Below are 19,789 nucleotides of genomic sequence, written 5' to 3' on the forward strand. Positions count from 1 at the left end.
ATTTAAGGCAAGATTATGAGCAAATCCGGCACTCGCAACACCCGGGGCGGCATCCTCAACATCGATGAACCGTCCAACAAGCAGTTTCCGCTGGCGCTCTTTCGTTTGGGCTTCAGACCTTTTTTTCTCGGCGCCAGCCTGTTCGGCTTGTTGTCACTCTTACTTTGGGGAGCGTTACTCAGTGGTCAAGTACCACTGACGCCCCACGCCAATCCTCTGTGGTGGCATGGTCACGAAATGCTGTTCGGCTTCACAGGCGCTGTTATCGCGGGCTTTTTGTTAACAGCAGTTCAAAACTGGACAGGGGTTCCAGGTATAAGAGGCTGGCCATTGCTGCTGCTCTGGTGTCTATGGCTGGCTCCCAGACTACTCTTGCTCGATGCCGGCATAGCCCCTTTTACTTTGGTCATGCTGCTGGATCTGGCCTTCTTCCCAGTCACGGCGCTGTTGCTCGGTTTAGCCGTTATTCGGGTCAAACAGTGGCGCAACCTGGTGTTTGTGCCTCTGCTGCTATTGCTCTTCGGTGCCAACCTCCTCTCTTATATCGGCCTTGAACAGCCCGGATTGGCACAAAAAGCACTGCAAGCCGCGGCGCTGCTGATCGTTCTCCTGGTAGCATTACTCGGTGGCAGGGTGATCCCCTTCTTTACCGAGCGCGCCACCGACTTTAACCGCAAGGCGCCAAACCCTTTACTCGAAGCGCTCAGCTTCGCCTCCTTACCCCTGATGCTTATCAGTCTATTTTTACCCTACCCTTGGCTAACACAAGCATTGGCCTTGCTGGCAGGTGTCTCATTGCTACTGCGCTGGGCGCGTTGGGGCTGGCGCGCCAGTCTCAAGGTACCACTGCTGTGGTCACTGCATTTAAGTTATTTGTTTATTCCGCTCGGACTGTTGATTATCGGTGTCAGTGGCCAGATGATGTTGGGGTTTCATGCCCTGACCGTTGGCGGTATGGGCGGAATGATCCTGGCTATGATGGCGAGGGTATCTTTGGGGCATTCCGGCAGACCGCTGCAGATTGCTTGGCCCATGATACCCGCCTTTAGCTTGATATTACTGGCTGCAATATTGCGGGTTACGGCAGCTATTGTGCCCCAGGTAAGCCAAATCTTGCTGATGGGCGCGATTATCTGCTGGCTGATGGCATTTGCCACTTTTGTTTTGCTTTACGCACCAATCCTTTGCCGAGCGAGGCTGGATGGCCGCCCCGGTTAAAGGTTCTGTGAAAGCTATCACACAGATTTCGCGGCAGGCAGAAAATTTGCTGATACTATTTAGGAAATGATTTCAGGGAGTTTTCATGGAACTGTATCGCAAATACGGCTCTAAGAGCCTTAAAGCCGTCGAACATCTGGTGTTGATTGTTATTGCCATTGCCACAGTCGTCGCCATTGGCCAGGAGATAGTGCATATCTTCAAAATGGGGGCTGTGGCCCTTGCCGATCTGCTGTTGCTGTTTATCTATCTGGAAGTGTTGGCAATGGTGGCCAATTATGCCGAGTCCGGCAAGTTGCCTGTACGTATGCCACTCTATATCGCGATTGTAGCTTTGGCCCGTTACTTAATTTTGGATATGAAGTCGATGGAGGATTGGCGCATAGTCGCCATTTCAATCTCGACCCTGGTACTGGCGGCAACCGTAATAGTGATCCGCTGGGGGCAGTTGAAGATGCCCTACCCCAAGAATCAAGAGTATGACAACTGAATTCGATGAGCCCGGCAAACGCCGGGTTCTTTTTTATCGGCTCGAGATAACCGGCCGCAGTTACCGACAAATCTATGCTATTTTTAAAACACTTATACCATTGCACATGAGAGTTGACTCACTCAGCAAGAATAAAAGCTGTGGTGGCAAATAGGGCAAGGAAGGTTTATCAGGGTAGTTCGACCTTGGCCTTGGATGCATACACGGCAACGAGTGACTCTAACTTAGATAATGCATGGGAAACTGCCGACTATCCATTGAATTAAAGGGGACCGACATGGATGAAAATCTGGATGACTTTATCGAAAGACGCAGGTCACTGCGGGTCGATCTGGAGGCGGAGCGGATCAGGCTTCATTGGTTGGATAAAGCGGGCAATGAGCACAATGACGATGGTGTCTGTATCGATCTGTCCAGACGGGGAATTTTGTTTGAATACAGTCAGCCTTTTGCCTTGGGAGAACTGGTATCCGTGACCTTCCATGCCGGAACCGATGCCCAAAACACTGTAAAAGGACAGGTGTGCCGTTGCAGCGAGAGTCATCCAAAGAGTTTTCACATCGCTATGCAACTTATCTAGACTCCGACGCAGTATCCGGGGTGTTCTATACTTTAATTCAACATAAGTACCGAGGACACGGGGAGAAAATTCATGATACTGCTCGTAGGTGGGGAGAAAGGTGGTAGTGGCAAGAGCTGCCTGGCCCAGAATTTGGCTGTACACATTACCCAGAAATATCAGGCCAATGTACTGATGGTCGACTGTGACCCACAGCGCACCACATCCGACTGGATCCAGGCCCGTAACAATGACCCTTCCCTGCCGGCCATCAACTGTATTCAGCTCTACGGCAAGATCCGCAACGATCTCCTGAGTCTCGATGAACGTTTCGACTATGTGATAGTCGACTGTGGCGGTCAGGACAACCTGGCAATGCGCGCCGCCATGTCGGTTGCCAGCTATGTGGTGATCCCCTTGAGGCCCAAGCGGCGCGATTTGAAGACCTTGCCCCATATGGAAGATATGCTCAGCACCTGTAAGATGGTCAATCCCAAGATGGTGGCGACAATTGTACTGACCCAATGCCCGGCCCTGCCCTCACAGTTCAAACGCATTCTTGAAGCCAAGGATGTGGTCAACTCATTCGGTCTCAGGGTGCTGGATTCAGTGACCTTCAGCCGTAACATTTATGATGACAGCGAAGAAAAAGGCTCCTCGGTCATCGAAATTGAGCCCGATGGAAAAGCCGCCGAGGAAATTCGCAATATCGCCGACGAGCTGTTAGCCATTCCGCCGGAAAACTCTTATGAGCTTAACTGATCTCAAACGCCAAAAGATCAAACCCAAGGCAAAGAAGGTCTCTGTCGAGGATTTTATCGAAGATGCCAACAACTATGCTCATGGGAAACCCAGCCGCTTAACCGGGATAGCGGCCGCCAAATCCCAAACGGGTCTGGATAAAAAATCCACCCGTCTCTATCGCCATGCCACTTTTACCTTGACCGAAGCCAGCATCAGCCAGCTGGACAGCATCGCCCGTAAGACAGGTATTGCCAAATCCAGGCTACTGCGGATCTTCATTCGCGACTTTCATAACCTGAGCGATAAAGCCCAGGCCGAAATGATCGCCCGAGATGAGGCAGGCGAAACTCAGTGACGGCAAATTTTGCTCTCAAGGGTGCGCAGCCCCTGAGGTGATTCGATAAATTTGCCCTTGGCGGCCAGGAAGTTGAGCAAGGCGTCGGCATCCATTCCCTCTGCGCTGCAGGTATGATAACGGGCGTCTTTACCGAAACGCTCCTGCATCAGTGCCTTGAGATTGTTCCTCTGAATGGGAGCGGTTTGTTCCAGCAACAACTGCAGCACCTGATGGCCATGTACCGAAGAATTCATGTATCCTCCACAAAATAATGAGTCGCTGCCGATTTTTAACGGATTTTGCTGCAGCATTCCCTGATTTTGCGCAACTTGTTTGTCATTATGGCGGCGGTTTGCTTGTGCAAGAGGAGTTTTCATGTCCCTTATTCTATTGCTGACACAACAGATGAGCCTGTATTTGGTGATTGTTTATCTGGTCAGCAAGACCCCTTTGTTCAAGCTGTTTACTGAGGCATCGACCCGGCTGCCCCATAAGATCTTTCTCTATCTGGTATTTTCCAGCTTTTGCATCATGGCCACTTACTTTGGTGAGCAGACCCATGGTGCCATCGCCAATACCCGCGCCATGGGCGCCGTACTCGGTGGCCTGCTCGGCGGCCCGACAACAGGTTTGCTGGTCGGCCTGACGGGAGGTTTACACAGGTATAGCTTGGGTGGTTTTACCGATCTGGCCTGCGCGGTTTCCACCACCCTGGAAGGTTTATCCGCCGGGATGATCAGCTATTATCTGCGCCGTCAGGGCAAGGCCGAGTTGGTATTCAATCCCATTCTGGTGTGTCTTATCACCTTTTATGCCGAGATGATGCAGATGAGCATTATCCTGCTACTGGCAGAGCCTTTTGATGAAGCCTGGGATTTGGTGCGCCAAATAGCCCCGCCTATGTTGCTGGTCAACTCCATAGGCGCAGCCCTGTTTATGAGCATGGTGCGGGACCAAAAAACCATGTTCGATAAGCTCTCGTCCAGTTTCTCTACCAAGGCACTGAAAATCGCCGAGCGCAGTGTGGGCCTCTTGAGCTCCGGCTTCAACGAGGAAACCAGCACCCAGGTTGCCAAGATAGTCATAGAGGAAACCAGTGTTGGCGCCGTGGCCATCACAGACAGGGAAAAACTCCTGGCCTTTATCGGCATTGGAGCCGATCACCACTTGCCCGGCACCCTGATATCGTCCCAAATAACCCTGGATGCCATACAGCAGAATAAGGTGATGTTTGCCGACGGAGTAGAGGTTCCCTATGCCTGCTCCATCTCCCCCGGTTGTAAATTGGGCTCCAGTTTGGTGATCCCGCTTCGCAGCGACAACGAGGTCATAGGGACCATTAAACTGTATGAACCCAAGAACAAGCTGTTTCTCAATATCAACCGTACTCTGGGGGAAGGTATCGCCCGCCTGCTGTCGAATCAGATTCTCTACGGCCGTTTCGAGCAGCAGCAAAACCTGCTGACCCAGGCTGAGCTCAAACTGTTGCAAGCTCAGGTCAACCCGCATTTCCTGTTCAACGCGCTCAATACCATAGGGGCAATCATTCGTCGCGATCCGCCCATGGCCAGAACCTTGCTGCAACAGCTGAGTCAGTTTTTACGGATTAACCTCAAGCGTACTGCGGGCCTGGTGACCCTGGGAGATGAACTCGAGCATATCGAAGCCTATCTCACCATAGAAAAGGCCCGCTTCATTGATAAGCTCGAGGTAGATATCGCCATTCCCGAATCTCTGCTGGCGATCAGAGTGCCGGCCTTTACCCTGCAACCCATCATAGAAAACGCGGTCAAACACGGCACTTCGCATCTGATAGACACTGGCCGTATTCAGGTAGAAGGCCGCTGCACCGATGACAGGCTCATACTGGAAGTCACGGATAACGCAGGGCTCTATCAACCCGCCGAAGAATCTGACGGCCTGGGGATGAACCTGGTGCACAAAAGAATACAGAATCTCTTCGGCACAGATTACGGTGTCAGTGTCGAATGCCGGCGCGACAGTTACACTAGAGTCAGCATACATTTACCCATAACGGAAACAGCCCTGTGATCACTTGTCTTATTGTCGATGACGAACCTTTTGCCCGAGAAGAGTTGGCAGAGCTGCTGCTTCAGGCCGGCGACATTGAAATTCTCGGCCAATGTGGCAACGCCATAGAGGCCATGCAAGCGATAGCCAAGCTCAAGCCTCAATTGCTGTTCCTGGATATTCAAATGCCAAGGATCAGCGGCATGGAGCTTATCGCCATGCTGGATCCCGATAATATGCCCAGAGTAGTGTTTGTTACCGCCTACGATGAATTTGCCGTCAAGGCCTTCGATAACCATGCCTTCGACTATCTGCTCAAACCCCTGGATGAGAAGCGCCTCAGCCAGACCCTGGATAAGCTTCGCCGGGATCTCAGGCCTCAGTCGCTGTCGGCCATAGCGCCGCAACAACTGCAACACCTGCCCTGCTTCAGCGGCAACCGTCTCAAGGTGGTCCCTGTCACCGAGGTGGAGTTTGTCTTCAGCGATCTCGGTGGGGTGCATGTAGCGACCGCCAGGGAGAAGGTTCATACCCAGTTAACACTGAAGCGGCTGGAAGAAAAAACCCCGCTGCTCAGATGCCATCGCCAGTATCTAGTGGCGCCCACCGCCATTGCCGAGATAGAACTGTTGGAAACAGGCGCCGAGGTCACCACTCGCAGCGGCGCCAAGATCCCGGTATCGAGACGCTTTCTCAAGCCGCTGAAACAGCTGTTTGGTTACCAGTAAAGCACAAGCTAACAACCGCTCGGCACCCTAGATAACCGCTCACCCCCGACTTTTGACCGCTAACCCAGTTCCCGCTGGGCCTTGTAACCAAAGTGTTTACAATTGCGTCAACTCAAATCGGGGAGATAACAACTATGATGTGGTTTTTGCTGTGTGTCGGTCTGTTGATCGGCGGCTACTTCATCTACGGTACTTTTGTAGAAAAAATATTCGGGATTAACAATAAAAGACAAACACCCGCCTACGCCCAAACAGATGGTGTCGACTATGTGCCCATGTCCAAGGGCAAAGTCTACCTTATCCAACTGCTGAACATAGCCGGTGTGGGCCCTATTTTCGGCCCTATTCTGGGGGCCCTTTACGGCCCGGCGGCCATGTTGTGGATTGTTATCGGCTGTATCTTTGCCGGTGCCGTGCATGACTACTTCTCCGGCATGCTGTCGGTACGTAACGGCGGTCAGTCAGTGCCTAACCTGGCGGGTAAATACCTTGGCAAAGGTGCCAAGAATTTTATGAACATCTTCGCCATCATACTGCTGTTGTTGGTGGGTGTGGTGTTTATCTCAGCTCCGGCCGGCTTGCTCGGTAAACTCACCGGCGGCAGCGTCGGCCTGTTTGTCGGCATCATCTTTGTTTACTACCTGATTGCCACCATAGTGCCGGTAGACAAAATTATCGGTCGCCTTTATCCCTTCTTCGGCGCCTTGCTGCTGTTCATGTCTGTCGGTTTGACCATAGCCATAGTGCTGTCCAGTGAGCATACTCTGCTGCCGGGCTTTGAAGCCGGTGACTTCCTGCAGAACCTGAATCCGGACAATGCCCCACTGTGGCCGGCGCTCTTCATCACCATCGCCTGTGGTGCCGTTTCAGGTTTCCATGCAACCCAGTCTCCCTTGATGGCCCGCTGCGTTGAAAATGAATCCAATGGTCGCTTCGTGTTCTACGGCGCCATGATAGGCGAAGGTATCATTGCCCTTATCTGGTGTGCGGTGGCCCTGTCTTTCTTCGACGGCGTCGAAGGGCTTAAAGCCGGTATGGACGGCAACCCTGCCAACGTGGTTTACGGTGCTTCAACCGGTCTTCTCGGTGCTGTCGGTGGTTTTATGGCGGTGCTTGGAGTCATCATTCTGCCTATCACTTCCGGCGATACTGCCTTCCGCTCCGCCAGGCTGATCTTGTCTGAGTACTTCAATATGCCTCAAACAGAGATGCCCAAGCGATTGATGCTGGCAATTCCGCTGTTCGTCATAGGGGCGATACTGACCCAGGTGGACTTCGGTGTAATTTGGCGCTACTTCGGGGTCGCCAACCAGGCAACAGCGGTAATGATGCTGTGGACAGCCTCGGCCTACCTGTTGCGCCACAACAAGCTGCACTGGATCTGTACCATTCCGGCGATGTTTATGACCACGGTAGTGATAAGCTTCCTGCTCAACTCCAGTACCCTGGGTGCCGGTCTGCCAATGACAGTATCCACCATCAGCGGCATAGTGGTGACCCTGCTGGTAACCGCCCTGGTGATAATAAAGACCAAAGGCCGTAACGAGGTCGATGAGGTGATCCCTGAAGAGGGTTAAGCTCAGGAAACCTGCATAACCCAAGAGCCGCCCTTTTGAGGCGGCTCTTGTTATTTAAAACAACTCGCAGCAACCGAAACAATCACAGCGCCAAGGGCTTCAACACCTTGGGCTCCACCATCACACTGGCACTGTCGCTGCTCAGGTAAATAATCCCATCGCTGATATTGCAGCCCAGTTTCATTGAGCGGCTGACCAATTGCGCCATCTCCTTCACCTGCTCTTCGGGTATCTCCCAAACCTTGAGGTTGCCATAACGGTTAAAGGCATGCTGATTCTGTTGCCACCATATAGGCACGCTACGGCCACCATAGGTAAACAGCTGCACTTCGCCGGCGCGGCCGCTGGCCTTGCGCAGCCATTTTTCATCGCTCTGGCCAAACTCGACCCACAAACGAATATCACCGTTGAGCTCGCGATCCCACAGTTCAGGCTCATCATCGACACACAAGCCCTTGCTGAAGGCCAAACTGTCAGTGGCATTGAGCGCAAAAGCCAGCAAGCGCACCATCATACGCTCGTCGGTTTCCGACGGATGCTGGGCAATGGTCAGTTGATGATCCTGATAATAATGCCTGTCCATGTCAGCAATACTGAGCTGAACTTTAAAAATACTCGCCTTCAAGGCCATGATAACTTCTCTGTGATAAGGAGGCTGATGCTGCCTCAATAAGGAAATAAAGGGGTTAAATAGCGCCGGGGCGCAAATGTTTGGCGAACGGAAACGCCGCCTTGAGCCTGGCGACTTCGTTTGCGTCGGCAAGACGCAACATCCGCATACCGGCTTGATAGGATGCCAACAGGCCGCTGTCTGCCATGGGCGCAGTACGTGACGCGTCCCGGCGGATAAGCTCCAGCAACTCAGCCGTAGGGGCAGCATCTGTTATCAGGCTGTCTATCCGTTGCAGCATAGGCATCGCGGCCAGCGGCAACAACTGCAGATGACAATCATCTGCCAACAGCAGTAACTCCCCTTGGGCTTCACCTGAGGCAAAGCTCAGCTCGAAATTCTCCCGGGTGCTGGCGTCAAACCTGTCACCATTGAGCTTAAAGAAATGCTCCCAGAAGCGCCGCCTGGCATCCACCGAAGGCAGGCGCTGCTGCACTTCCTCTCTGTGCTCGGCGATAAAATCCAGCAAAGGGCTAAGGCTTGGTGGCAGCAGAGTTTCAAGTTTGGCTCGCAAGTCTCTTGCAAACACAGGCGCGGCGCCTGCTGTGCTGATAGCCATTACCAGTCGCCCTCTATCGACGATTGAGGGGGTGATAAAATCACACTCGGATGGGGTATCGACCACATTGACCCATACACCAAGCTCGCGCGCCTTGGACGCCAGTGTTTGGTTCAGATGACTGTCGGCTGTAGCCAGATAAACCAGCTCCCGCTCGGCAAGATCCCGCTCCTCTGCGCATCGGCGCGACAGCCAAATTCGGCCACTGGCCGCATAGGCTTCCACCTCGGCGCTCACCTTGGGCGCCACAACGTGAATTTCGGCTTCGGTTCTGGCCAAGAGATCCAGTTTGCGGCTGGCCACTTCACCGGCACCGACCAGCAGCACTCTTATCCGCGATGTATCAACAAAAAGGGGAAAATATTGCATTAATCCTGTACCAAAGGCAGTTCGTGGGCGCACCAGGCTCGATAACCACCGGCAAGCGAGGCCACATTTCGGTATCCCAGCTGTTGCAGGCTCAGTGCTGCCAATAAGGCGCGTTGCCCACCGGCACTATAGAGTAACAGTACGGCCGACTTGTCGGGAAATCGCTTGGCAATATCACGCTCCAGTATGCCGCGGGACAAGTGTTTGGCCAGCGGCAGACGATCTTTGAGCCACTCATGATCTTCACGTACATCGATGAGTTGCCAACCGTCGTCCAGCTGATACTCTTCAATGCTCAGCTCACGGACCTGACCTCTTGCCTGTTCGACCAAGACCATAAAATCAAGGCTGTTTGTCATTTGCCACTCTCCGGCTGTGCCAGCGATAACTTAATTATGGCACTCGCTGCGTTCGGCGCTGCACTGCCAACAGAGCTCAAAACTGGCGTCGTTGAATTCATGACATTGCAGACACTGCCACTGGGGTCTATCGGCATTGAGACTGGCCAGCTGCGATTGAGCCTGTTCCCGCTGAGATTCCGGGACCCAAAGTTCAACGGTTTGCATATCAACCGGCAACTCTCCCACACCGCCCAGCAGAGCTTCACCACGCAGTTCGACCCTCAATCCTGAGGTCTCAAGCATTCCCTTCCAGGTATGAGCCTGCAGCAGATTACCACCGGCTACCATGACTTTTCGTTCTTCCATGTTTCTTCCTACAACTTTAGGCTCTACCGCAGCAGAGAAATTAAGGAATGGATCCTGTGGAAGGATCCGCTGCCCATGCTACTGATAAACGCCTGGACTGTCGAGTGACAGAATTAAGTGAATTTACTTTTTGATAACAAAACCGCAAATCTACACCAAAAACTGATTGGGGAGCCTGACTTCAAAATCGTTTCCAGCTATCCAGACACAAAAAAGCCACCCGCAGGTGGCTTTTTCAACTTGGGTTTATCAGGGCATCAGCGAGGGCTGATCGGCGCCTTCTTTCTCTACTTCCACCGGCATCATATGCTCACGATTGATCCCAAGCTTAATTGCCAGGAAGCTCGCCACATAGATGGAGGAGTAAGTACCCACCAAAATCCCCATCAGCAATGCCGTGGCAAAGCCGTGGATCAGAGTGCCGCCCTTGAGGAACAGCGCAACCACAGTAATAAGCGTGGTTCCGGTGGTGATAATGGTACGGCTCATGGTCTGGGTGATTGAGGTATTCACCACTTCCACAGGTGTTGCCTTACGCATCTTGAGGAAGTTCTCACGGATACGGTCAAACACCACGATAGTATCGTTGAGCGAGTAACCCACCACGGTCAGCAAGCCTGCCAGTACCGTCAGGTCAAACTCCAACTGCAGGAAGGAGAACAAGCCCAGTGTCACTATCACGTCGTGCGCCAGCGCGGCAACCGAGCCCATGGCCAGACGCCACTCGAACCGGAAAGAGACGTAGATAAGAATACAGATAAGCGCAACCAATACCGCCAGGCCACCCTGCTCAGCCAATTCCTTACCGACCTGAGGGCCAACAAACTCTACGCTCTTTTGCTGCACAGCCGGGTCTTGTTTGGCTGCAGCGGCGAAGACTTCCTTGACCTGAAGGTCGCTCTTGATGCCTTCTCGCACCTGCAGGCGCACTACCACATCGCGGCTGGAACCGAAGTTCTGTACCACGGCGCCCGAGGTCAGCTCAGTGTCCAAGGCAAGACGCAGCTCGTCCAGGTTAGCGGGTTTACTGAATTCCATGATGACAGAGGTGCCACCGGTGAAATCCAGTCCCCAGTTGATCCCCTTGGTTGCCAGGGAAGCCAGGGAAGCCACTACCAGCACTGCCGACATAATACTGATGGGCAGAGCGTGACGCAGGAAGTTGATAGAGCCTTTAAATGATAAAATCTGCAACATAATCAGCTTCCTCAGATCGACAGTTTCTTCACGCGCTTGCCGCCCCACATGGCGTTTACAATCGCCCGGGTGCCGACAATAGCGGTAAACATGGATGTCGCGATACCTATCATCAGGGTCACGGCGAAGCCTTTGATGGCGCCGCTGCCCACTGCGAACAGGATAAGTGCGGTGATGAAGGTGGTAATGTTGGCATCGGCAATGGTGGAGAACGCGTTGCCATAACCTTCATGAATAGCCTGCTGAACACTGCGACCTGCGCGAAGCTCCTCACGGATACGCTCATAGATAAGCACGTTGCCATCCACCGCCATACCCACTGTCAGCACCATACCGGCGATACCCGGCAGAGTCAGTACTGCGCCCGGGATCATCGACATCACACCAACAACCATGATCAGGTTGGCACACAGCGCCAGGTTGGCAATAACACCAAAGGCGCGGTAGTAGATCAGCATGAAGATCAATACCACTGCCATACCCCAGAGCATCGCCTGCATCCCATTTTCAATGTTTTCGGCACCCAGGCTTGGGCCTATGGTGCGTTCTTCCACTATGGATACAGGTGCAATCAGCGCGCCGGCACGCAGCAGCAACGCCAGGTTCTGGGCTTCACCATGAGACAGACCCGTGATAACAAAGTTACGGCCGAGGCGAGCCTGAATGGTTGCGACAGAGATCACTTCCTCTATCTTATCCATCTTCACGCTTCCGTCAGGGTTACGCTTGCCGCTGTCCTTATACTCGATGAACAGGGTCGCCATCGGTTTGCCGATGTTGTCCTTGGTCACGTTGGAGAAGATACTGCCGCCCTTGGCGTCTAGGCTGATACTCACCTGAGGCCGGCTGTATTGGTCAAAGCTTGGCTGAGCGCCGGTAATATGATCACCGGTCAGCATCACTTCTTTCTTCAATACGGCAATACCGCCTTCACGACGAGGATACACCTCGGAACCGGGTGGTACCCGTCCCGATTGCGCCGCGTTCATGTCGGCTTTCTCATCGACCATATGGAATTCAATGGAAGCGGTCGCCCCGAGGATCTCTTTGGCGCGAGCCGTATCCTGTACCCCAGGCAGTTCAACGATAATGCGCTCGGCGCCTTGACGTTGTACTACGGGTTCAGCAACCCCAAGTTCGTTCACCCGGTTACGAATAGTGGTGATGTTCTGCGACAGAGCGTCTTCTTTCACCTGCTTGAGGTAGACTTCGCTCATGGTGGCCATCAGGGCAAAGTTGCTGCCCTCGCTGGCATCGCTGAATACCATATCGTTGGAGCGACTTTTGAGGAAACTCTCGGCCTTGGCCAGGTTCTCGGCATCGCGGAACTTGATCTCAATACCTTTGGCCGTAGCCTTGACACCCGAGTAGCGGATCCCCTCTTCCCGCAGCTGACTGCGGAAATCGGCGATCTTGGCTTCTTCCATCTTGCGAATGGCTTCGCCCATGTCCACTTCCATCAGGAAGTGCACACCACCACGAAGGTCAAGACCCAGTTTCATCGGTGAACCACCGAGAGACTCGAGCCAAGCCGGTGTGGCCGGTGCCAGGTTCAACGCCACGCTGAACTTGTCACCCAAGGCTTCGGCTATCGCTTCTTTGGCCAACAACTGCTGTTCGGCATTGTTGACTCTGACGAGTAACTGACCGTTTTCCAACTCGGAACGCTTGACACCTATCCCCTTGCTTTGCAGCAAGTCGTTAACCTGTGTCTGGGTAGTGACAGTCACATCCGCACCGCGGGTGCCCACCACTTGTACCGCGTGATCCTCACCAAAGAGGTTAGGTACGGCATAGAAAGCCCCGATGGCGATGATAATCACCACCATCAGGTTCTTCCATAAAGGATACTTATTTAACACGCCTCAGCCCCCTTGGCTTATAGCGACTGGATAGAGCCTTTTGGCAATACCGCCGCGATATAATCTTTTTTGATGGTGATCTGGGTGCTGTCGTTCAGGCTCAGCAGAACATAATCATTCTCGTCGCTGATCTTGGCAATTTTGCCTATGATGCCACCGCTGGTCAGGACTTCGTCGCCCTTACCCAGGGACGCCATCAGATTTTTGTGCTCTTTAACACGCTTGGACTGAGGACGGAAGATCATGAAATAGAAGATCAGACCGAAGATCACCAGCATGAACACCAATTCCATGGTGCCGCCAGACTGAGGAGCACCGGCCGCACTAGCGTAAGCATTTGAAATAAACATATTTTTCTCTTCTTATCAGCAAATAAAATCAATCCACCAATTCAGGTACTTCACGGCCTTGACGACCATAGAAGTCCTTCACAAAGGCGTCTAATGTACCTGTCTCAATGGCGCCGCGCAAACCTTCCATTAACCTTTGGTAGTAACGCAGGTTATGTATGGTATTGAGACGGGCCCCGAGAATTTCATTACAGCGGTCCAGATGGTACAGATACGCCCGTGAGTAGTTCTTACAGGTATAGCAGTCACATTCCGGATCCAGCGGTGATGTGTCGTCACGATGCCGCGCGTTGCGGATCTTGATAACACCTTCTGTGACAAACAGGTGGCCGTTGCGGGCATTACGGGTTGGCATCACACAGTCAAACATGTCGATACCGCGACGTACGCCTTCAACCAGATCCTCCGGTTTGCCTACCCCCATCAAATAACGGGGCTTGTCTGTTGGGATCTGCGGACAAACATGCTCCAGTACTCTGTGCATGTCCGCCTTGGGTTCCCCTACAGCCAAGCCGCCGACGGCATAACCGTCAAAACCTATTTCCAACAAGCCCTTGAGGCTTTCATCACGCAGATCTTCATAGACACTGCCCTGGATAATCCCGAACAGTGAGTTGGGGTTTTCCAGGCGGTCGAACTCGTCCCGTGAACGTTTTGCCCAGCGCAGTGACATCTGCATCGACTTGCGGGCTTCGTCATGAGTGGCCGGATACGGCGTGCACTCATCGAAAATCATCACCACATCCGAGCCGAGCGAATATTGGATCTGCATCGACTTCTCGGCATCCATGAAAATCTTTTCGCCGTTAATGGGCGAGCGGAAATGCACTCCTTCTTCGGTGATCTTGCGGATATCACCGAGGCTGAAAACCTGGAAACCACCCGAGTCGGTGAGAATCGGCCGCTGCCAGTTCATGAAATCGTGCAGGTCACCATGCTTACGCATGATCTCTTCACCTGGGCGCAGCCAGAGGTGGAAAGTGTTTCCCAGTAGAATATCGGCTCCGGTGGCGCGCACTTCTTCCGGAGTCATCCCCTTCACAGTGCCGTAAGTTCCAACCGGCATAAAAGCCGGGGTCTCGACTGTGCCACGGTCAAAAATCAATCGGCCCCGGCGTGCGCGGCCATCAGTAGTATCCAATTCAAATTTCATGATTTACCTCGTCAGAGAAACAGTCTGACCTTAATTACGCGGACTTAGGCCGCAGCGTATAGACAACAGAGGGTCAAAAAGGCAAAAGGTTCACCCTTAAGACAAAATACCCGCTCATTGAGGCGGGTATTTTAAAACAAAAGTCGTAATCAGTGAGCTTTTTTAGTCACAAACATGGCATCACCGTAACTGAAAAAGCGGTATTTTTCGGCAATAGCGTGCCGATAGGCGTTCATCACCTCATCAAAGCCGGCAAAAGCACTGACCAACATGATGAGCGTCGACTCCGGCAGGTGGAAATTGGTGACCATGGCATCCACTACCTGAAACTCATATCCGGGATAGATGAAAATATCTGTATCCCCTTTGAAGGCCTGCAGTTCGCCTTCACTGGCGCGGGCTGCGCTCTCGAGCGAGCGCACCGAAGTGGTGCCAACCGCGATCACCCGTTTCCCTGCCGCCTTGGTGTTGTGGATTTTTGTCACCACCTCGGCCGGCACTTCGGCCCACTCAGAATGCATCTTGTGTTCCAGTACGTTATCGACCCTCACCGGCTGAAAAGTACCGGCGCCAACATGCAGGGTCACAAAGGCAATATCCACGCCTTTGGCTTTCAGCTCGGCCAACATATTGTCATCAAAGTGCAAACCGGCTGTCGGCGCCGCAACCGCGCCCGGGGTTTGGTTATAAACTGTTTGATAGCGCTCTTTGTCGGCATCTTCATCGGGACGGTCGATATAGGGTGGCAACGGCATATGGCCCACCTGCTCAAGCACTTCGAGCACACTCGAACCGGATACCAGTTCAAGTTCAAACAGCGCATCGTGACGCGCTCTCATCAACATCTTGAAGCCGCCATCGAGTGAAATTTCACTGCCTTCTTTCGGCGACTTGGAGCTGCGCACATGGGCAAGCACCCGCTTATCATCCAGCATCCGCTCCACCAGGATTTCCAGCTTACCGCCGGTTGCCTTCTGCCCGAACAGGCGCGCCGGAATAACCCGGGTATTGTTGAAGACCATGAGATCGCCGGGCTGAACCAGGTTCAACAATTCGGTGAAGCGGCAGTCGCTAAGGGCCCCGCTGTTACCATCCAGAGTCAATAATCTGGACGCACTGCGTTTCTCCATAGGGAACTTGGCAATCAGTTCCTCTGGAAGATCGAAAGAAAAGTCTGCTACACGCATGAATGGGCCTCGGCTTAGCTGGAAACGGCGGCTAGTCTAGGGATTTGAGGCGTTAAGATCAAGGCTCCAGCGGTTCGTTTGCCGTTTCGGCAAGGGGCTTGTTGTCATCGAAGGGCTCGCGCCGATATTCGAGTTGCTCGAACGGAATGTCCACCTCGACCCTGCGTCTCTGGGGCCGTGGCGTTTTGTTGATAAGTTTATTGAACCAGTCCCAAATCATCCTTGATCCTCTGCGTCACCGAACGCTAAGCGTAGCATCTTATTTCACTGAGCAAAAAGAGAACATTCATCGAGGCGCCAGAGACTGTTTTCATTTGCCGGCTTGTCATGGTAACTTGAGGGCGAATTCGACACCCAGTAGCCAATATGAACTTCCTTGCACACCTGCATCTGGCCGATATCAGCCAAACCTCTCTCGGCGCCAATCTCGCCGGCGACTTTGCCAAAGGCAATATCCAACAGTTTCCCAAACATTTGCAACAAGGGCTCTGGCTCCACAGACAGATAGACAAGTTGACCGATAGCCACGAGTTAACCCGCGAGTTAGTGCGTACTTTCCCCAAGCCGCTTGCCAGAGTGGCGCCTGTACTGATGGATTTGGCCTTTGACCATATGCTGGCCAAATACTGGGAGGAATATCATCATCAACCTTTAGCTGCCTTTTGCAACAAGGCGTACGAGAGCCTAAGGCAAACTCCCTCCCTACCCGAAGGCTTAACCAAACTGGCGCCTGTGATGGAACAGCAGAATTGGCTATTGAGTTATCAAAGCCGCCAGGGACTCAACAGTGCGGTGACAGGTGTGAGTCGTCGCCTTTCAAAACCTGAGCTGTTCAACGGCGCCCAACAGGCGCTGCAAAAACTCGATACCGAAATTGAAATCGCCTTTCGAACCTTTTACCCACAATTGATGGCTTACAGCCGGATATGGGCCAGAAAGACCCCGGCAGAATTTCTCTGATTGAGGCAAAGTGCCAACTGCCACGTTCGGTGAACCCACAAAGCCACTTTTGCCGGGCCTATGGCTTTGTTAGAATTGCGCCTTCACGAAGGAGAGTTCATGCAAGTTTTTGAGTACCGCCCACCGGCCCTGCCCTGGCTCGATATCCGCTATCTGGATCGCGATATTATTATCATCAACAAGCCATCCGGGCTATTGTCCAACCCTGGTCGCGCCGCCGTAACCCATGACTGCGCCCTCACCCGCTTGCAACGCCTGTATCCGGAAACCATATTGGTGCACAGGCTGGACTGCGCCACTTCAGGGATCATGGTTTTCGCCCGCAACAAGGCCGCCGAGTCCAGCCTCAAGACTCAGTTTCAGGAGCGGCAAAGCGATAAGCTATATGTGGCCGAGGTGGCAGGATATCTTGAACAGCCAGCCGGTGTCATTGACTTGCCACTGGCAGCGGACAAGGCCAATCCACCTCTGCAGCAAGTCTCGGAGCAAGGTAAGAGAGCGGTCACTCACTACAAGGTACTTGAGCACCGTGAAGATTCCAGCCTGGTGGCATTGCAACCGGAAACCGGCCGGACTCACCAGCTCAGAGTCCACATGCTCGCATTGGGGCATCCTATTTTAGGGGATGATTTCTATGGTGGGTGTGAGATTGAAAATGCCCGTCCGCGGCTCTGTCTGCATGCTGCCAGCCTGGCATTTTGCCACCCTTACTCGGGCGCCGAGATGCACTTTGTCAGCCTGTCACCTTTCTGACCCTTACAAGACAGCCTTAGAAAAAACAGCTAAAGAAAACGCCCGCTAAGCAGGCGTTTTCTTTTCAAGACTTAGTCAGACTGCTATCAGGCACTCATCACAGATTTGGGTTCCAGACTGAAGCTATCGCCTCCTTCTGTGCAAAACTGCAGCTTGCCCTCTGCGGTTAAAATAAAGTACTCACCAAACAGGTTACCACCCATATCTTCAAGACATAAACCGGCATTGGTCTGTTTGGACTTCATCTCATCCACGCTGTGGCAACCATCGCTGAACCAGGTTTCCAGAAACAGCTTGCCACCTTCACGATACAGAGTCAGCTCTTCACCACTGCCGGGGCGACTATCCTGCCAACAACCAAGAAATTCTCGCTGTTGTTCGTTCTGTCGGTGCAGACGCTTGCGCTTTTCTACTCCAGACATATCCATACCTTTAAACCATGTCAGCCCAGCCTCTTTAGCTGACCCCAAATGCATGACATTAAGCATAGAACTCATAGTGCCCCTTTACCCGGCCAAAAGTAACATAAAAGTGAAAAATTTGATTCCAAATCATTAAAAACCAATAAGTTAGAATGAAATCTCTCTAATGTGCGCAGTGTAGCCCAGTGAAAAAATAAAAGTGTGATCAAGATCACTTATTGCAGCTAATTTAAGCAATTTATGAAATGACTCACACAATGCCCTTCCCGTCGGCCGTTTAAACGGTCACACCATGGCAAATGGGGCCAAAAACAAAGGGCGGCCCCGAGGCCGCCCTTTATCTTCAACAATATTTCTTAGGGAAGGTGCGAATAAGTCCTCGTGGCACTCTGGCTTGCACAGCAATTGGCGTTCAAGGCATCTGACTGAAGGCATGCCGGGGCCTGTCGAAGTCGGATAACGCAGAGAGCCGGTTGCTGTGAAAGCCCCGAAGGGCGTGGCTTACAGGCCTGCCTGCTGTGTTGTGCTTCTTGCAAAGGACTAGGGCCATTTGCTGCGAACCACGCCTTGCATCCAGGCCTGTAAGTCGACGCAGAGCACACATGGGGCTTGTTCGCACCTTCCTTAGCTTAGCTTGCGCTCTTCGGCCTGGCAGACTGCCGCGGTAAACAACACATCGGTAGAAGAGTTCAGTGCAGTTTCGGCCGCATCCTGAATGACCCCGATAACAAAGCCAACAGCCACCACCTGAATGGCGATGCTGTCGCTGATGCCAAACAAGCTACAAGCCAGAGGGATCAGCAGCAGTGAACCACCGGCTACCCCGGAGGCACCACAAGCCGACACAGCGGCCACCAGGCTCAACAGCAAAGCGGTAGGCAGGTCGACACTGGTGCCTGTGGTATGCACAGCAGCCAGGGTCAGTACGGTAATGGTAATTGCCGCGCCGCCCATGTTGATAGTGGCCCCCAGAGGAATAGAAACCGAATAGGTGTCTTTATGCAGTTTGAGGCGCTCACACAAGGCCATGTTCACCGGAATATTGGCGGCGCTCGAACGGGTAAAGAAGGCGGTTACGCCGCTCTCTCTCAGACAAGCGAACACCAGCGGGTAAGGATTGCGTCTTGTCTTGTAGAACACCAAGAGCGGATTCACGACCAGGGCTATGATAGCCATGCTTCCCAGCAAGACGCCGAGCAGACGGCCATAATTGTACACTTCCTCAAAACCGCTCTCGGCAAAGGTCACGGCCACCAGACCGAAAATGCCTATCGGCGCCAAGCGGATAATAAAGCGCACCATCTGTGAGATCCCATGACTGACATCGGCAAATACCTGTTTGGTCGAATCACTGGAATGATGCAGTGCCAATCCAAGACCAATACCCCAAGCCAGAATACCGATATAGTTGGCATTCATCAGAGCATTGACTGGGTTGTCGACCAATTTGAACAACAGAGTATTGAGAACTTCCAGAATACCTTGCGGCGGCGACAATAACTGTTCAGGCGCCCTGAGCTTGAGTGTGGTGGGAAACATAAAGCTCATTACCACAGCTGTAAGTGCCGAGGCAAAAGTACCGAACAGGTACAAGGCGATAATTGGCCGCATATTGCTCTTGGTATTTTTCTTCTGATTGGCAATCGATGCCGCCACCAGCAGAAATACCAGGATCGGCGCTATCGCCTTAAGCGCGCCGACAAAAAGATCTCCAAGGAAAGAAACGCTCTTTGCCCATTCCGGAGCAAAGTGTGCGAGCCCCATGCCCGCGATGATCCCCAAAAGGATTTGCAGTACAAGACTGCTCTTGGCCAATCGGGCCAAAAGTAAAGAAGATTGGTTCATTGCCTGACCTGTCGTTATTATCTTTCTGGCACCAGTGCCACAGGAGTTACGTTTTTAGCGGATGAAACCGC

At 52.8% G+C, this 19,789-nt stretch carries 23 protein-coding genes; 10 read left to right on the forward strand and 13 right to left on the reverse strand.

Annotated features, from left to right (window positions below; translation table 11 throughout):
• Nucleotides 1–51 precede the first annotated feature (51 nt).
• The 5 genes from ACF8D4_RS10605 (at nucleotide 52) to ACF8D4_RS10625 (ending at nucleotide 3,366) form a co-directional block, all read left to right on the forward strand.
• Nucleotides 52–1,218 (forward strand): NnrS family protein, encoded by a 1,167-nt coding sequence (locus ACF8D4_RS10605; RefSeq protein WP_208222177.1) that lies wholly within the window; start codon nucleotides 52–54, stop codon nucleotides 1,216–1,218.
• 85 nt (nucleotides 1,219–1,303) lie between these two features.
• Nucleotides 1,304–1,708 carry a phosphate-starvation-inducible protein PsiE gene (locus ACF8D4_RS10610; RefSeq protein ID WP_028781034.1) on the forward strand — a complete coding sequence of 135 codons (405 nt, stop codon included), beginning with the start codon at nucleotides 1,304–1,306 and terminating at the stop codon, nucleotides 1,706–1,708.
• 277 nt (nucleotides 1,709–1,985) lie between these two features.
• The gene (locus ACF8D4_RS10615) at nucleotides 1,986–2,288 is read left to right on the forward strand and encodes a PilZ domain-containing protein (RefSeq protein ID WP_054745529.1); all 303 of its coding nucleotides are present in this window, start codon (nucleotides 1,986–1,988) and stop codon (nucleotides 2,286–2,288) included.
• 72 nt (nucleotides 2,289–2,360) lie between these two features.
• Nucleotides 2,361–3,029, forward strand: coding sequence for an AAA family ATPase (locus tag ACF8D4_RS10620; protein WP_025011484.1), 669 nt, complete (start codon nucleotides 2,361–2,363; stop codon nucleotides 3,027–3,029).
• On the forward strand, nucleotides 3,016–3,366 hold the full coding sequence (locus ACF8D4_RS10625) for a hypothetical protein (RefSeq protein ID WP_025011483.1): 351 nt from the start codon (nucleotides 3,016–3,018) through the stop codon (nucleotides 3,364–3,366). Before ACF8D4_RS10620 ends, ACF8D4_RS10625 begins: the two co-directional genes overlap by 14 nt.
• On the opposite strand, the gene ACF8D4_RS10630 is transcribed toward ACF8D4_RS10625, so the two are convergent.
• On the reverse strand, nucleotides 3,360–3,602 hold the full coding sequence (locus ACF8D4_RS10630) for a YecH family metal-binding protein (protein ID WP_025011482.1): 243 nt from the start codon (nucleotides 3,600–3,602) through the stop codon (nucleotides 3,360–3,362). The genes ACF8D4_RS10625 and ACF8D4_RS10630 overlap by 7 nt on opposite strands.
• A 121-nt stretch (nucleotides 3,603–3,723) precedes the next feature.
• On the opposite strand from ACF8D4_RS10630, the gene ACF8D4_RS10635 reads away from it, so the two are divergent.
• The 3 genes from ACF8D4_RS10635 (at nucleotide 3,724) to ACF8D4_RS10645 (ending at nucleotide 7,684) form a co-directional block, all read left to right on the forward strand.
• The gene (locus tag ACF8D4_RS10635) at nucleotides 3,724–5,400 is read left to right on the forward strand and encodes a LytS/YhcK type 5TM receptor domain-containing protein (protein WP_392468683.1); all 1,677 of its coding nucleotides are present in this window, start codon (nucleotides 3,724–3,726) and stop codon (nucleotides 5,398–5,400) included.
• Nucleotides 5,397–6,107: a two-component system response regulator BtsR gene (btsR, locus tag ACF8D4_RS10640; protein WP_392468686.1), complete on the forward strand. Its 711-nt coding sequence runs from the start codon at nucleotides 5,397–5,399 to the stop codon at nucleotides 6,105–6,107. Before ACF8D4_RS10635 ends, btsR begins: the two co-directional genes overlap by 4 nt.
• A gap of 134 nt (nucleotides 6,108–6,241) precedes the next feature.
• Complete coding sequence (locus tag ACF8D4_RS10645) at nucleotides 6,242–7,684, forward strand: carbon starvation protein A (RefSeq protein ID WP_044734796.1); 1,443 nt, start codon at nucleotides 6,242–6,244, stop codon at nucleotides 7,682–7,684.
• Nucleotides 7,685–7,766: 82 nt separating this feature from the next.
• Here ACF8D4_RS10645 and ACF8D4_RS10650 read toward each other — a convergent pair whose 3' ends face one another.
• The 10 genes from ACF8D4_RS10650 to ACF8D4_RS10695 all read right to left on the reverse strand — a co-directional run bounded on the left by ACF8D4_RS10650 (nucleotide 7,767) and on the right by ACF8D4_RS10695 (nucleotide 15,958).
• Nucleotides 7,767–8,315, reverse strand: a complete 549-nt coding sequence (locus tag ACF8D4_RS10650; protein WP_208161176.1) for a YaeQ family protein — start codon at nucleotides 8,313–8,315, stop codon at nucleotides 7,767–7,769.
• Between the two features lie 55 nt (nucleotides 8,316–8,370).
• On the reverse strand, nucleotides 8,371–9,282 hold the full coding sequence (locus ACF8D4_RS10655) for a bifunctional precorrin-2 dehydrogenase/sirohydrochlorin ferrochelatase (protein ID WP_025889451.1): 912 nt from the start codon (nucleotides 9,280–9,282) through the stop codon (nucleotides 8,371–8,373).
• A complete protein-coding gene (locus ACF8D4_RS10660) occupies nucleotides 9,282–9,641 on the reverse strand; it encodes a rhodanese-like domain-containing protein (protein ID WP_392464375.1) in 360 nt (119 codons plus the stop codon). The genes ACF8D4_RS10655 and ACF8D4_RS10660 overlap by 1 nt, the downstream gene beginning before the upstream one ends.
• A gap of 30 nt (nucleotides 9,642–9,671) precedes the next feature.
• Nucleotides 9,672–9,989, reverse strand: a complete 318-nt coding sequence (locus ACF8D4_RS10665) for a putative signal transducing protein (protein WP_025889448.1) — start codon at nucleotides 9,987–9,989, stop codon at nucleotides 9,672–9,674.
• A gap of 249 nt (nucleotides 9,990–10,238) precedes the next feature.
• Nucleotides 10,239–11,186 carry a protein translocase subunit SecF gene (gene secF, locus ACF8D4_RS10670; protein ID WP_028781039.1) on the reverse strand — a complete coding sequence of 316 codons (948 nt, stop codon included), beginning with the start codon at nucleotides 11,184–11,186 and terminating at the stop codon, nucleotides 10,239–10,241.
• Between the two features lie 11 nt (nucleotides 11,187–11,197).
• Nucleotides 11,198–13,048: a protein translocase subunit SecD gene (secD, locus tag ACF8D4_RS10675; RefSeq protein WP_044734800.1), complete on the reverse strand. Its 1,851-nt coding sequence runs from the start codon at nucleotides 13,046–13,048 to the stop codon at nucleotides 11,198–11,200.
• A 17-nt stretch (nucleotides 13,049–13,065) separates the two neighbouring features.
• Nucleotides 13,066–13,398 carry a preprotein translocase subunit YajC gene (gene yajC, locus ACF8D4_RS10680; protein WP_025011473.1) on the reverse strand — a complete coding sequence of 111 codons (333 nt, stop codon included), beginning with the start codon at nucleotides 13,396–13,398 and terminating at the stop codon, nucleotides 13,066–13,068.
• Between the two features lie 28 nt (nucleotides 13,399–13,426).
• Entirely contained in the window at nucleotides 13,427–14,551 is a 1,125-nt protein-coding gene (gene tgt / locus ACF8D4_RS10685) for a tRNA guanosine(34) transglycosylase Tgt (RefSeq protein ID WP_028781041.1), read from the reverse strand.
• Nucleotides 14,552–14,700: 149 nt separating this feature from the next.
• The gene (queA, locus tag ACF8D4_RS10690) at nucleotides 14,701–15,738 is read right to left on the reverse strand and encodes a tRNA preQ1(34) S-adenosylmethionine ribosyltransferase-isomerase QueA (protein WP_025011472.1); all 1,038 of its coding nucleotides are present in this window, start codon (nucleotides 15,736–15,738) and stop codon (nucleotides 14,701–14,703) included.
• A 58-nt stretch (nucleotides 15,739–15,796) separates the two neighbouring features.
• The gene (locus ACF8D4_RS10695) at nucleotides 15,797–15,958 is read right to left on the reverse strand and encodes a hypothetical protein (protein ID WP_156030645.1); all 162 of its coding nucleotides are present in this window, start codon (nucleotides 15,956–15,958) and stop codon (nucleotides 15,797–15,799) included.
• Nucleotides 15,959–16,104: 146 nt separating this feature from the next.
• Between ACF8D4_RS10695 and ACF8D4_RS10700 the strand changes: the two genes are divergently transcribed.
• Both ACF8D4_RS10700 and ACF8D4_RS10705 read left to right on the forward strand, forming a co-directional pair.
• A complete protein-coding gene (locus tag ACF8D4_RS10700) occupies nucleotides 16,105–16,698 on the forward strand; it encodes an ACP phosphodiesterase (protein WP_028781043.1) in 594 nt (197 codons plus the stop codon).
• A gap of 99 nt (nucleotides 16,699–16,797) precedes the next feature.
• A complete protein-coding gene (locus ACF8D4_RS10705; RefSeq protein ID WP_044734802.1) occupies nucleotides 16,798–17,451 on the forward strand; it encodes an RluA family pseudouridine synthase in 654 nt (217 codons plus the stop codon).
• A gap of 86 nt (nucleotides 17,452–17,537) precedes the next feature.
• Here the strand turns inward: ACF8D4_RS10705 and ACF8D4_RS10710 are convergent, their stop codons facing one another.
• Both ACF8D4_RS10710 and sstT read right to left on the reverse strand, forming a co-directional pair.
• On the reverse strand, nucleotides 17,538–17,873 hold the full coding sequence (locus ACF8D4_RS10710; RefSeq protein WP_224866361.1) for a hypothetical protein: 336 nt from the start codon (nucleotides 17,871–17,873) through the stop codon (nucleotides 17,538–17,540).
• Between the two features lie 624 nt (nucleotides 17,874–18,497).
• Nucleotides 18,498–19,718 carry a serine/threonine transporter SstT gene (sstT, locus tag ACF8D4_RS10715; protein ID WP_025012087.1) on the reverse strand — a complete coding sequence of 407 codons (1,221 nt, stop codon included), beginning with the start codon at nucleotides 19,716–19,718 and terminating at the stop codon, nucleotides 18,498–18,500.
• Between the last annotated feature and the right edge of the window lie 71 nt (nucleotides 19,719–19,789).

This window comes from Shewanella sp. YQ_9, assembly GCF_043103185.1.
GTDB classification, from domain to species: Bacteria; Pseudomonadota; Gammaproteobacteria; order Enterobacterales; family Shewanellaceae; genus Shewanella; species Shewanella algae.